Origin of the sequence: Labrenzia sp. 5N, assembly GCF_012395805.1 — a bacterium.
Classification (GTDB): domain Bacteria; phylum Pseudomonadota; class Alphaproteobacteria; order Rhizobiales; family Stappiaceae; genus Roseibium; species Roseibium algicola.
The window spans coordinates 157166-170290 of sequence record NZ_JAAZTM010000004.1; the positions used below are offsets into that span (position 1 = coordinate 157166).

General features: G+C 59.0%; 11 protein-coding genes. 4 read left to right on the plus strand and 7 right to left on the minus strand.

The window, feature by feature from the left end; translation table 11 throughout:
* Positions 1-6: 6 nt before the first annotated feature.
* The 7 genes from HEP89_RS03785 to HEP89_RS03815 all read right to left on the minus strand — a co-directional run bounded on the left by HEP89_RS03785 (position 7) and on the right by HEP89_RS03815 (position 8093).
* Entirely contained in the window at positions 7-1152 is a 1146-nt protein-coding gene (locus HEP89_RS03785; protein ID WP_168691366.1) for a GNAT family N-acetyltransferase, read from the minus strand.
* Between the two features lie 14 nt (positions 1153-1166).
* Positions 1167-2321, minus strand: coding sequence for a GNAT family N-acetyltransferase (locus tag HEP89_RS03790; protein ID WP_168691367.1), 1155 nt, complete (start codon positions 2319-2321; stop codon positions 1167-1169).
* 139 nt (positions 2322-2460) lie between these two features.
* Positions 2461-3285, minus strand: a complete 825-nt coding sequence (locus HEP89_RS03795; RefSeq protein WP_023002185.1) for an ABC transporter permease subunit — start codon at positions 3283-3285, stop codon at positions 2461-2463.
* Positions 3282-4211, minus strand: coding sequence for an ABC transporter permease subunit (locus HEP89_RS03800; RefSeq protein ID WP_055657590.1), 930 nt, complete (start codon positions 4209-4211; stop codon positions 3282-3284). The genes HEP89_RS03795 and HEP89_RS03800 overlap by 4 nt, the downstream gene beginning before the upstream one ends.
* Positions 4212-4220: 9 nt before the next feature.
* Positions 4221-5378 (minus strand): ABC transporter ATP-binding protein, encoded by a 1158-nt coding sequence (locus HEP89_RS03805; RefSeq protein WP_168691368.1) that lies wholly within the window; start codon positions 5376-5378, stop codon positions 4221-4223.
* An 81-nt stretch (positions 5379-5459) separates the two neighbouring features.
* The gene (locus HEP89_RS03810; protein ID WP_031269801.1) at positions 5460-6554 is read right to left on the minus strand and encodes a polyamine ABC transporter substrate-binding protein; all 1095 of its coding nucleotides are present in this window, start codon (positions 6552-6554) and stop codon (positions 5460-5462) included.
* Positions 6555-6704: 150 nt separating this feature from the next.
* Positions 6705-8093 carry a glutamine synthetase family protein gene (locus HEP89_RS03815; protein WP_023002189.1) on the minus strand — a complete coding sequence of 463 codons (1389 nt, stop codon included), beginning with the start codon at positions 8091-8093 and terminating at the stop codon, positions 6705-6707.
* 200 nt (positions 8094-8293) lie between these two features.
* Between HEP89_RS03815 and HEP89_RS03820 the strand changes: the two genes are divergently transcribed.
* From HEP89_RS03820 to mbfA, 4 genes are all read left to right on the plus strand, one after another.
* Positions 8294-8971, plus strand: a complete 678-nt coding sequence (locus HEP89_RS03820; RefSeq protein ID WP_055657586.1) for a GntR family transcriptional regulator — start codon at positions 8294-8296, stop codon at positions 8969-8971.
* 152 nt (positions 8972-9123) lie between these two features.
* Complete coding sequence (locus tag HEP89_RS03825) at positions 9124-10530, plus strand: glutamine synthetase family protein (RefSeq protein ID WP_031269805.1); 1407 nt, start codon at positions 9124-9126, stop codon at positions 10528-10530.
* A gap of 31 nt (positions 10531-10561) precedes the next feature.
* Positions 10562-11956: an aspartate aminotransferase family protein gene (locus HEP89_RS03830; RefSeq protein WP_023002192.1), complete on the plus strand. Its 1395-nt coding sequence runs from the start codon at positions 10562-10564 to the stop codon at positions 11954-11956.
* A 184-nt stretch (positions 11957-12140) separates the two neighbouring features.
* Positions 12141-13124, plus strand: coding sequence for an iron exporter MbfA (mbfA, locus tag HEP89_RS03835; protein WP_075283584.1), 984 nt, complete (start codon positions 12141-12143; stop codon positions 13122-13124).
* Position 13125: the final 1 nt, after the last annotated feature.

Sequence of the window (13125 nt, forward strand, 5' to 3'; positions counted from 1 at the left end):
TCCCGATCAGGCTGTCTGAGCGGTTTTCCGATGTTTCCAGCGATCAACGGTTTCCTGGAAACTCCGTTTTGCCTTCAGGGCAGTAATCGCCGCGTGACCTTTCACCGTAAGCGGCAAAAGCATGCGTCGTGTCGGCTGTTCCGTGGCGCCGAACCTGCTTTTGTAACCCTGGTGACCCGTACCGAAACCATAGACCCGAATGTTATTGTCCCGCGCCCAATAGATCGATTGGACCAGTGCCACCATGCCAGGTGAAAACCGGTGCCATTGCTCCGCCCCGATCGAAATCAGAATAAGGGTGGCGTAGCCATCTTCCACCAACATCGCAACAACGGCGATGGCGTCGTGACCGGACCTTAACGCCAGAACCTTCAGGGGATTTTCCTGCCCCGCTTGGGCCGCCAGGGCGCGATAGAAGTTTTCCCGGTTGTCCTGTTTCATGGAATTGGCGCGGCCGAGTGCTTTGAAACGCTCCTCCTTGGAGACGATCAGAGCTTCGAGAATTTTCACACGCTCTTCAGGGGTCGTTGCTTCGACCAACTGAACGTCTTCGCTTTGGAGCTTGCGAAAGTTGACCCTTGCCTTCTTGTAAATACTTATCCCGGATTTGGCCCCGGCGGCGAGCAGGGCGTCAGTTTCCAGAAAGAGGCTGCTGCTTTCCGGGCTCGCATTTGGATGCACAAAGAAGGGATTATCAGCTCGGCCTATCGATACGTGCAGTTTCTTGATGTCCACCACATCGGCACCCGGGATGGCTTCGATCATGGCGGACATGACCGCCTGCACCGTTTCATCGCCTTCGCTTGCGAGCGCCTCGCTCAATACCGGGCCGTTCTGGTCTGCCACGCCGAGGTCGGGAGTGGATGCGATGCGAACCGGACCTTTCCTGAAACGGATCAACGGCAGCAATGCAAGCGGGTCCTGCAAACCGGCGCGATAAGCGGCAAGCACTCCGAAAGTGTCGCAGGCAGCAGGTGCCATTTCCTGAAAAAAGCACTCGACGAACCGCGGTGCCTGAAACGCCGAACATATGGCTCCGCCGGGTAGTGAAGCCCAAAGCGAGTGCAAAAGGTCCGCGCCGGGCTTCTCATGCCAGACAACATGAAGCTTCTGCCCAGCCACCTGCCCGCGGAAGGTCTCCTTTCCTGCCACGCCCGACATCTCCGTCACGTATCCACCCCATTCCTGCGCAACGCGATCTGAAGCATATCCTGAGCGGCACGATGCGCTTCACGGGCACCGACAAAGAGCCGTCCACGCGTGCTGAGTGGCATAAGAAGACGTCGGGAAGGTTGCTCAACCCCACCGAACCGCTGCTTGTATTCCTGTTGTCCTGTGCCGAAGCTGAACCAGCGAACACCGGTTTGCGCAGCGTGCTGTATCGCCTTGGCAAACAACACCATGCCCGGTGAAAAGGCGTGCCACCGCGGATCCCCGATGGACACCAGCACGGCGGTCGCCTGGGAACCAGACATCATCAACACCATGGCCGCAACGGTCTCTTCTCCGCACTTCAGCGCGATGGCCCTGAAAGGCGAGGACGAAGCTTCCATCTGCGCAAGGCGGATGTAGAAGTCAGCACGGTCTTCACGTTCCAGACTGTCTTTCCGCCCGAGCTGTCGGAACCTGTCGCTGCGCTGCGCCGCAAGTGTCTTGAACAATTCAGTTCGCTCTTCAGGCGTTTCAGCCTCAACCAGGCTGACACCTTCCTTCACGAGCCTGCGAAATTTGGATCTGGTCTTCTTGTAGATGGACTTGCCGCACCAATTGTCCGACCCCTCTCCATCGCGAAGATCGAGGAGAAGGGAACTGTTCTGGGAAATGGTTTCCGGCATGAAGTTCAATGGGTTTTCCCGGGCGTCGATCCGGCCATGCAGTTTATGTATGTCGACGATATCCGCATCGTGGAGACGCTCAAAAAATGCCCGGATCATTGCAACCCGGCACTCTTTGGAGGCCCGGCATCCTGCACCAAGAACCGGTGCATTCTGATCGGCGAGACCAAAATCCGGCATGCCAACGACCCGGATTGGGCCACGCTGGAACCGCACCAGCGGCAACAGCATACAGGGAGAGGCTTCCTCGCCTTGCTCCGCGAAAACGCCCACTGAAAATCGGTAATCACCTGTCTTCAGTTTGGTTTCCTGCAAAGCTGCAAGAAACTCCGGTGTCTGAAACGGCGTCGACACCACGCCGCCCTTCAACGAAGACCAAAGACCGCTCATATCCGAAAGCGTTGGAGCTTCGAGTTCACGAACCTTTATCCGGGAAATAGCGCTGCTTTCCAGAGCCAGTAGATGCTCTGTTTCCCGCAATGCCATCACTCGCAATACCCCAATAAAAACCATCGGCCCGGACACACCAATGAAGTGTACCGCCCGACCGTAAAATAGGCATGGTTTTGTTAAAATTCAGTATTGTCTACACAATATCACCGACTTCTGGAAGCTTCGGAAATCATCACCCTTCCGCGCCAAAGGCCGCCCTTTCGTCCCGCTCCTTTTGCGCCTGTTGCCGCTTGGTCGCAATGGAGGCGGCAATCACGCCCATGGTGACCAGAGCAACGAGAATGGTACAGACCGCATTGATTTCCGGTGTCACGCCAAGGCGCACCTGTGAGTAGATCTTCATTGGCAGCGTGGTGGCGCCTGGTCCCGTGGTGAAGCTGGCGATCACCAGATCGTCCAGAGACAAGGTGAAGGCCAGCATCCAGCCGGCAATGACCCCTGGCAGGATGATCGGCAAGGTGATCAGGAAGAAGGTTTTCACCGGCGGGCAGCCGAGGTCTTCTGCGGCTTCCTCGATCGACTTGTCGAAGCCGACCAGACGCGACTGGACGACAACGGCCACATAACAGCTGGCGAAGGTGGTATGCGCCAGCATCACTGTCCAGAAACCACGCGTATAGTCCATGGCCACGAACAGCAGCAGCAGCGACAGGCCGAGGATCACTTCCGGCATCACAAGCGGCGCGAAGATCATGCCGGAAAACAGAGACCGGCCGACGAAGCGTCCGGACCGCACCAGCACAAGTGCAGCAATGGTGCCGATGATCGTTGCCAGTGTGGCCGACGCAAAGGCAACCCGCAGGGTCACCCAGGCCGCATCGAGCAACTGATCATTCTGCAGCAGCGACGCGTACCACTTGGTGGAGAAGCCGCCCCAGACCGTCACCAGACGGCTCTCGTTGAAGGAGTAGATCACCAGCAGCACGATGGGCAGGTAAAGGAACGAAAAGCCTACCACCAGCGAGGTGATGTTGAACCAGGTCGGGCCGCGCGTCATCCATCTCTCTCCGACATTTTCTGCTGCTGGTTCTGGAAGAGCACGATCGGAACCACCAGGATCATCAGAAGGATCACGGCAACCGCAGAAGACACCGGCCAGTCGCGGTTGTTGAAGAACTCGACCCAGAGCGTCTTGCCGATCATCAGGGTGTTGGACCCGCCAAGAAGATCCGGGATGACGAATTCACCGACGGCGGGAATGAACACCAGGAAACACCCCGCGATGACACCGGGCAGCGACAACGGCACGGTGATTTTCCAGAAGGCCTTCCAGGGTGGGCATCCAAGGTCTTCGGCGGCTTCCAAAAGGCTGCCGTCCAGCCGCTCCAGGCTGGCATAAAGCGGCAGAACCAGGAACGGCAGGTAGGAATAGACGATGCCGATAAAGACCGCGATGTTGGTATTCATGATCACCAGCGGTTCGTCGATGATGCCGAGCATCAGGAGAAGCTGGTTGAGCAGGCCTTCGTTTTTCAGGATACCGATCCAGGCGTAGACGCGGATCAGGAAGCTGGTCCAGAACGGCAGGATCACCAGCATCAACAGCGTCGGACGCAAGGATTGCGGACTGCGTGCCATGCCATAGGCGATCGGGTAGCCAATGATGAGCGTCAGAAGCGTTGAAATAGCCGCGATGACAACCGACGACAGATAGGATTTCCAGTAGAGGTCGTCTTCCGTCAGCCAGACATAATTCTCGAAGGAGAATTCCGAGACGCTTTCCCAGATACCGTTCCAGCCTTCTGCCAGATCGAAGGTCGGCACATAGGGCGGAATGGCGACGGCCACCTGCGAAAGGGAAATCTTGAAGACGATCAGGAACGGCGCCAGAAAAAAGATCAGCAGCCAGATGTATGGCACCGAAATCAGCAGCCAGCCGCCGAGCGTCCGTTTGGGTTGAGCGGGAACGTGTACGTCGGACATCGTTTCCTCCTACCCTTTTAGAATGACGCCGGCGTCCCGGTCGAAAGACATGACGACCTCGTCATCCCAGGTGATCGGGTTTTCGACCATGCGCGAGACATTGGCGAAGGTCGCACGCAAGGTATCGCCGTCGTCGTCACCGACTTTCGAATGGATGATCGACATGTCCCCCAGGTAGGCGATGTCCCAGACAACGCCGTCGATCCTGTTGGGGACGCCCTTTTCGCGGCGCCCCTGGGCAATGCGGACCTTTTCCGGACGAATGGCATACCAGACCCGATCGCCGACGGCGGCGTCGGTCACCTGATCACTTTCGATGGAGAAGTTGTCCGCGACCGAACGCAGCTTCGTACCGACGTCCGACTTCTCGATGACGTTGGCTTCGATCAGGTTGATGTCGCCGATGAAGTCGGCAACGAACTTGGAATTGGGCGCTTCGTAGATTTCGGCCGGGGTCGCAACCTGCACAAGTTCTCCCTTGTCCATGACGGCAATACGATCGGCCACTGTCATGGCTTCTTCCTGGTCGTGGGTCACGATCAGGAAGGTCATTTTCAGTTCTTCCTGAATGTTCATCAGCTCGAACTGGGTTTCCTCACGCAGCTTGCGGTCAAGCGCGCCGAGCGGTTCATCCAGCAGCAGCACCTTGGGGCGCTTGGCGAGCGAGCGAGCCAGCGCGACGCGCTGGCGCTGGCCACCGGAGAGCTGGTGCGGACGACGTTTGGCAAATTGTTCCAGCTTGGTCAGTCGCAGCATCTCGGACACGCGCGCTTCAACTTCCGAGGCCGGCAACTTGTCCTGCTTCAGACCGAAGGCAATGTTCTTCTCGACGCTCATGTGCGGAAACAGCGCGTAGGACTGGAACATCATGTTGGAGGGACGCTTGAAGGGCGGAATTCCGGCCAGGTCCTGGCCATCCAGAAAGATCTGCCCTGATGTCGGTGTCTCGAAACCCGCCAGCATGCGCATCAAGGTGGTCTTGCCACAGCCCGAGCCACCAAGCAGCGCGAAAAACTCGCGCTCGTAGATTTTCAGGGACAGGTCTTTGACCGCGGTGAAATCACCGAACTTCTTTGTGACATTCCGGAATTCGATAAACGGTGTCTTGTCCGGATCGTCCCACGGGCTGTAGGCCCGACGCACCGGTCCAATCGATTTCTTCGCCAAAACAATCTCCCACCCCTAAGAGACCTTCCCAAGACTAAATCGCCGGACCCTTGGAAAGGGCCCGGCGGTGTTCGTGTTCGCTTACTGGCCGCTCTTGACCGAGGTCCAGGTGCGGGTCACGACCCGGTTCACCTTCGGAGGATAGGGGGTGACGGTGTAGAGGTTCTTCACCGCTTCCTCGGTCGGGTAGATCGCCGGATCCCCGATCACGTCCTCGTTGAGGAATTCCTGCGACGCCTTGTTGCCGTTGGCGTAGTAGACGACGTTGGAAGCCTTCGCCATCACTTCAGGACGCATGATGTAGTTCAGGAACTCGTGCGCCTCTTCCTTGTGCGGAGCATCGGCCGGGATCGCCATCTGGTCGAACCACATCAGCGCGCCCTCTTTCGGGATCGAATATTCGACGGTCACGCCGTTGTCGGCTTCCGCCGCACGGTCGCGCGCCTGCAGAACGTCACCGGACCAGCCGACCGCAAGGCAGATATCGCCATTGGCAAGAGCGTTGATGTATTCGGAAGAATGGAACTTCTGGATGTACGGGCGAACCGACATCAGGAGCTCACCGGCCTTTTCGATTTCCGCCGGGTCCTTGCTGTCCGGATCGAGACCCAGATAGTTGAGGGCAGCCGGGATCAGTTCGGTCGGAGCGTCCAGGATAAACACGCCGCAATCCTTCAGCTTCTCGATGTTCTCCTTCTTGAACAGGAGATCCCAGCTGTCCACCGGCGGGTTGTCGCCGAGCGCGGCCTTCACCTTGTCGACATTGTAGCCGAAGCCGGTGGTGCCCCACATGTAGTTGATCGAGTGCTTGTTGCCCGGATCATACTTGTCGACGCGTGCCTCGATGTCCTTCCACATGTTGGACAGGTTGGTCAGCTTGGACTTGTCGAGTTCAGAGAAAACACCGGCCTGAATCTGGCGGGCCAGGAAGGTTCCGGTCGGAACGACGACGTCGTAGCCGGTACCGCCTGCCAGCAGCTTGGTTTCCAGCACTTCGTTGCTGTCGAACACGTCGTAGACAACCTTGATGCCGGTTTCCTTGGTGAAGTCTTCCAGGATGGTCTCGTCGATGTAGTCGGACCAGTTGTAGACATTCACGACCTTGTCCTGGGCGAATGCAGCACCGCTCATCAGGCTGAGAACGGCGACCCCGGTCAACATGGATTTAAACGTCATTTGAGAACTCCCCTCAGAGTTTTGTCAGTGGCCCTTTGGTGGCCTAGTGCCTGAATGCAAATGGACATTTGCGCTGTTTGCGTCTTGTCTGTCCCGCAGATTGGCTATGGCGCCGGTTTTTGTCCAGCGTCGATTTTGGGCAGCAGCCGATCACAAATACGTCTGTCGCTCAAGCGATGAGATCTCCCGCCCAAATTCGTTCAGTTCCTCCCGTTTGATCTCGGTAAGTACCTTGTGCATTTCCTTTCCGACCGCCTGTTTCATCAGCTTGGAGGCTTCAAAAGCATCAATGGCTTCGTCCATCCAGGGGGTCAGTCGCTTCTTGCGTTTCTCATACGCATTGCCGGTCACGGGCGCAGGCGGATCCTTTTTCAGCCTGAGGCCTTCCATCATGCCGGCGAGGATGCCTGTCAGCACAAGATAGGGGTTGGCGTCGGCGCCTGCGATCCTGTGTTCGACACGGGCAGCTTCCGGTGTCGAGGCAGGAACGCGCAACGCCACGGAGCGGTTGTCGTAGCCCCAGCAGATGGAGGCCGGGGCATAGGAGCCAGGCTGCATCCGGCGGAAACCGTTGAAGGTTGAGATGAACAGCAACAGAGCTTCCGGCATGGTCTTCAAAAGACCGTTGATGGCATATCCCAGCCGGTCTGCGCCGGTTTCCGGATCCGCGAACAAATTGCCGTTATCGTCTTCCATGGACACGTGCACATGCATGCCGTTGCCGGGCCATTCCACGAAAGGCTTGGCCATGAAGGACGCCTTGAGTTCGTGCTTGCGGGCGACACCTGCCACCAGGCGGCGCAGCATGACAACGTCATCGGCCGCCAGCAGCGGATTGCGACGATGGTGCAGGTTGAGTTCGAACTGGCCAGGCGCGGCTTCGGAAACCGCGGCGTCCGCCGGAATGCCCTGAACCTCGCAGGCCTTCCGCAGATCGTCCACCACCGGCAGCAAGGCCTCCAGGTCGGACAGCGCGTACATGTTCTGGCGGGCAGGGCCGAGATGGGTGGAGAACAGCGGCTTGGGCTGCTCCGTCCAGTCGCCGTCACTTTCCTCGAACAGATAGAATTCCAACTCGAAGGCGCAGGTGGCGGTCACGCCGAATTCGTCCTTCAGCCGGTCGACCATGTTTTCCAGAACGTGACGCGGGTCCGCCAGGAACGGATCGCCGTCCCGATCGTACATGGACAAAAGCACCTGGGCGGTCTTGCGGTCGGTCCAGGGAACAAGCTTCAGCGTTTCGGGGATCGGCCAGCAGACACCGTCCTTGTCACCCGTTTCCAGATGCATGCCGGTGGCCTCGACCTCGCGCCCCCAGACATCAAGACCGTAAAGCGAATAGGGAAAGGCCACGCCGCCCTCGAATACCTTTTCGAGCGCCTTGCCCGGCAACCACTTGCCGCGCAGCACGCCGTTGGTATCGGGCAGAATGACCTCGAGCGTATCAAGATCGGGATGGGCGGCCATGAAGGCCTCGAAGTCCGTCTTCCAGCCGGGCAGCGCCGGATGCTCGAGGATCTGGTGGGGAAGCTCGTTCATTTAGAGTTTTTACGCCCCTGCGTCTTGCTGGACTGAGCCGTCCGCACTCCTGCGGCAGCCGGCAGCTTTTGTTTGCGTCCTTTTCAAAAATGTGATCACTTTCGGAAAACGCTGTCAAGCGGGATCGCATAAATTGACCGTTTGACTTTTTCGGGAGGACGTCTTTGGCCCTTCGGCAATCCGCTTTGCAATCCGGCCCCGTGAAGGAGGCCAGCGGCCCCTCCACGTCCCGTGGCGCAACCCGTGGGCAGGTCGACAACGCCGTCCGGTCCGGGCTGCTTACAGGCCGGTTCATACCTGGAAAAGCCGTGACAATCCGGGGGCTTGCCGCAGAACTTGGCGTCAGCCCGATGCCAGTGCGCGAAGTGTTGCAACGGCTTGCGGCAGAAAACGCTCTCGAGGTGAAACCGAACGGCCGGGTACAGATACCCGACATGACCCCGGCCCGCTTCGACGAGGTGCTGAAAGCAAGACTGCTTCTGGAACCGGAATTGGCCGAATTGGCCCTGCCGCACCTGACATCCAAGGATGCAAAGGACCTTCAATCGATCGATGACGACATCGACGAGCGGCTCACAAGTGGCGATGCAGAAGCCTACATGCGGCTCAACCACGCCTTTCACTTCCGCATTTACAGAGCGTCCGGATCCAAGGTTCTGCTGCCGCTGATCGACAGTCTCTGGCTGCAGTTCGCGCCATTCATGCGTACGGTTTACGGACGGGTCGGCACTGCCAGTCTTGAGGACCGTCACAAGGAAGCCATCCGCGCGATCGAAGATCAGGACGGCGCTGCACTGCGGGCTGCGATCGCGGCCGATATTGCCGACGGCATGGGGCTTCTCGGCAAGGAAATCCTGTCAAATGCATCAGGCGGTTGATCCTTTTTGAAAGCCATGTCATTTTGTGATCACAAAATGATTTCTCCGACCCGGGACAGTCCCATGCAGACAGGCACTTGATAACGCCCCTGTTTGCCGTCCAAATGGCCTTCCCTGCCCCGGCCAAAGTGCCAAAACCATTGGAGCTTCTTGTGACTGCTGAAACGCCTGCCAGCGAAAGCGAAAATCCGATCGACAGCCTGCGCGGCGTTCCGGATGTCGATGCGGCCCGTGACTGGCTCAACGCGCGCAACATCCAGGATATCGAATGCATCGTTCCGGACCTTGCCGGTGTTGCCCGCGGCAAGATGATGCCGACTGGCAAGTTTTTCTCCGGCCCGGTGATGACGATGCCTGCTTCGATCTTCGCACAGACGATCTCGGGCGATTATCCGGACGACGACGATTGGTTTCAGCACAACCCCATCGACGGCGATCTCTATTTCAAGCCCGACTACAGCACCCTTACCACCGTGCCCTGGGAAAGCGACCCGACCGCGCAGCTGATCCACGATGCCGTCACCCGGCAGGGTGCACCGGTCGAGACCGCCCCGCGCAATGTCTTGAAGCGTGTTCTCAAACTCTACGAGGACAAGGGCTGGGAACCTGTCGTGGCGCCGGAAATCGAGTTTTACCTCGTCCGTCCGAACACGGATCCTGACTATCCGCTTGAGCCGCCGCGTGGCCGGTCCGGCCGTCCGGAAGTCGGCCGGCAGTCCTATTCGATTTCCGCGCTGAACGAATTCGACGACCTGATCGACGACATCTACGACCTGTCGGAACAGCAGGGCCTCGAGATCGACACGATGATCCACGAGGAAGGCGCAGCGCAGATGGAAATCAACCTGCGCCATGGCCAACCGCTGGCCCTGGCTGACCAGGTGTTCCTGTTCAAGCGCACCATCCGAGAGGCCGCGCTTCGTCACGAAATGTATGCCACCTTCATGTCGAAGCCGATGTCGAACCAGCCCGGTTCGGCCATGCATATCCACCAGTCGGTGGTCGACAAGGAAACCGGCCTCAACATCTTCGCGGATGAAAACGGCGAGGAAACACAGGCGTTCCTGTCGTTTATCGCCGGTCACCAGCGGTTCCTTCCGCGGGTCACCTGCATCATGGCGCCTTTCGTCAATTCCTATCGCCGGTTCTCCAAGACCTCGACGGCACCGGTGAATGTCTACTGGGGCTACGACAACCGCACGGTGGGTTTGCGTGTGCCTTATTCCAACGCCCAGGCACGCCGTCTGGAAAACCGGGTACCGGGGTCCGACGTCAACCCGTATCTCGCGATCGCCGCAAGCCTTGCCTGCGGGTACCTGGGAATGGTCCACGGGCTCAAGCCGGATTCCCCTAAATCCGACGACTGCTCGGAACGGTCCAAGTCCCTGCCGCGAGGTCTGCCAGAGGCGCTGGCCAAGTTCGAAAAATCCGACGAGATGATCGAGGTGTTCGGCGAACAGTTCGTCGCCACCTACCGCGCGATCAAATACGAGGAATTTGAAACCTTCATGTCCGTGATCAGCCCCTGGGAGCGGGAATACCTGCTGCTCAACGTCTGATCCCGTCTGTCACTATCCGGAGCGTTCGCCAATGACGGCCCATTCCAACATCTATCCGACCAAGGCCCTTCAGGAGCTCGATGCCGCCCATCACTGGCATCCTTTTTCCGACATGAAGTCGCTGAACCAGGAAGGCAGCCGGGTGATCACCCATGCCGACGGTATCTGGCTGACGGATTCGGAAGGCAACCGGATCCTCGACGGCATGGCCGGTCTGTGGTGTGTGCAGGTTGGCCATGGCCGCAAGGAGATTGCGGATGCGGTCTACAAGCAGATGAACGAGCTGTCCTATTACAACACGTTCTTCAAGACGACCCATCCGCCTGCGATTGCCTTGTCTGAAAAGCTGGCGAAACTGGCACCCGATCACATCAACAGGGTGTTCTACTGTTCGTCCGGGTCCGAGGCCAACGACACCGTGTTCCGCATGGTCCGCACCTATTGGGACAAGATGGGCAAGCCGGACAAGAAGGTGATCATCGGCCGCTGGAACGGTTATCACGGCTCGACGCTCGCCGGCACCAGCCTCGGCGGCATGAAGGGCATGCACCAGCAGGGCGGCTTGCCGGTTCCGGGCGTGCATCACATCGACCAGCCCTACTGGTTCGGTGAAGGCCATGAAATGAGCCCGGAAGAGTTCGGCGTCTTTGCCGCGCGCAAACTGGAAGAAGCCATTGACGAGATCGGTGAGGACAAGGTTGCGGCCTTCATCGCCGAACCGATCCAGGGCGCCGGTGGTGTCATCATTCCGCCGGAGACCTATTGGCCGGAAATCCGCCGTATTCTCGACGAACGGGATATCCTCTTCGTTTCCGACGAGGTCATCTGCGGCTTCGGCCGTCTCGGCGAATGGTTCGGCTCGACCCACTACGGCATGAAGCCGGACCTGATGCCCATCGCCAAGGGCCTGACGTCCGGCTATCTGCCGATGGGCGGTGTCATGGTGTCCGATCGCGTGGCCGAAGGCCTGATGCTTTCGGGTGAAGAGTTCTACCACGGCTACACCTATTCCGGTCACCCGGCCTGCGCCGCGGCTGCACTCGCCAACCTGGAAATCATCGAGCGCGAAGGCCTGGTCGAGCGCGTCAAGACCGATATCGGTCCCTATCTCAAGGAACGCTGGCTGAAGCTGGGCGATCACCCTCTGATCGGCGAAGCTCGCATGACCGGCCTTGTCGGTGCACTGGAACTGGTGCCGGACAAGAAAAATCCGCATCGACCGTTCAAGGACGTCGGCACGGCCGGCACCATCTGCCGCGACATTTCCTTCGGCAACGGCATGGTCATGCGCGCGGTGCGCGACAGCCTGATCATTTCGCCGCCGCTGGTCCTGACCCACGAGGAGGCGGATATACTGGTGAAGACCGCCGAGAAAACCCTCGACGAGACCTATCAGGTCCTGAAGCGTGACGGCTGGATAGGCTGACACCGACAGCCGAACCGGTTGCGGGGACGATGAAACATGCGTCATCTTGGCATCGGTTCGGCTTCTCTTAATTTGCTAACATCCGAATATAACCTGATCGGTGATCGAACCGGCTCGGGGCCGGCGTGCTGCCTGCCTGAAGGCGGTCCACCTGCAAAATGGTAATCCTGGGTGAGAGGCATTGATGTTCGGACGTGTTTTCAGACTGGGAAAGCGGGATTTCTCATCCCTTTCCGAACAGGAAATCCTGGCGCTTGCGATTTCCTCCGAGGAGGACGATGCCCGCATCTACAAGGCTTATGCCGATGGTCTGCGTGACCAGTATCCGCAATCGGCCAAGGTCTTCGACGACATGGCCGCAGAGGAAAACCAGCACCGGCGGAGACTGATCGAACAGCACCGGGCTCGGTTCGGCGAAACGATCCCTCTCATACGCCGGGAACATGTGCGCGGCTATTACGACCGCAAGCCCGACTGGCTGGTGCGCCCCCTCGGGCTGGAGAAGGTCCGTGCCATGGCCGAGGAAATGGAGGCGCAGGCCTATCGCTTCTACACCGAAGCTGCCAAGCGCACCTCGGACGCAGGAACCCGCAAGCTACTGGGCGATCTTGCGGTTGCCGAGAAAGGCCACGAGAGTCTCGCCCAGCGCCTTGGAGCCAAACACACGCCCGACGACGTGCAGGAACAGGAGCGCCAGACCGAACGCCGGCAATTCATCCTGACCTACGTCCAGCCGGGCCTTGCGGGTTTGATGGATGGCTCGGTATCAACGCTGGCCCCGATCTTTGCCGCCGCCTTCGCGACGCAGGATACCTGGCAGACGTTCCTGGTCGGCCTGTCGGCCTCCGTCGGGGCGGGCATTTCCATGGGCTTTACGGAAGCGGCCCATGACGACGGCGTGCTCTCGGGACGCGGATCACCACTGAAGCGCGGCCTCGCCTCGGGCATCATGACCGCCCTCGGCGGCCTTGGTCACGCCCTGCCCTATCTCATTCCCGAATTTTGGACAGCGACAACTGTCGCCGCATTCATCGTTTTCATCGAATTGTGGGCGATCGCATGGATCCAGAACCGCTATATGGAAACACCGTTTCTGCGGGCGGCCTTCCAGGTTGTCCTCGGTGGTTCTCTGGTCTTTGCCGCAGGCGTTCTCATCGGCAACGCCTAGA

Coding starts and splice junctions, on each gene's coding strand:
- HEP89_RS03800 (WP_055657590.1), bottom strand. CDS start 4,211: ATGTCCGACGTACACGTTCCCGCTCAACCCAAACGGACGCTCGGCGGC.
- HEP89_RS03790 (WP_168691367.1), bottom strand. CDS start 2,321: ATGGCATTGCGGGAAACAGAGCATCTACTGGCTCTGGAAAGCAGCGCT.
- HEP89_RS03815 (WP_023002189.1), bottom strand. CDS start 8,093: ATGAACGAGCTTCCCCACCAGATCCTCGAGCATCCGGCGCTGCCCGGC.
- mbfA (WP_075283584.1), top strand. CDS start 12,141: ATGTTCGGACGTGTTTTCAGACTGGGAAAGCGGGATTTCTCATCCCTT.
- HEP89_RS03795 (WP_023002185.1), bottom strand. CDS start 3,285: ATGACGCGCGGCCCGACCTGGTTCAACATCACCTCGCTGGTGGTAGGC.
- HEP89_RS03830 (WP_023002192.1), top strand. CDS start 10,562: ATGACGGCCCATTCCAACATCTATCCGACCAAGGCCCTTCAGGAGCTC.
- HEP89_RS03810 (WP_031269801.1), bottom strand. CDS start 6,554: ATGACGTTTAAATCCATGTTGACCGGGGTCGCCGTTCTCAGCCTGATG.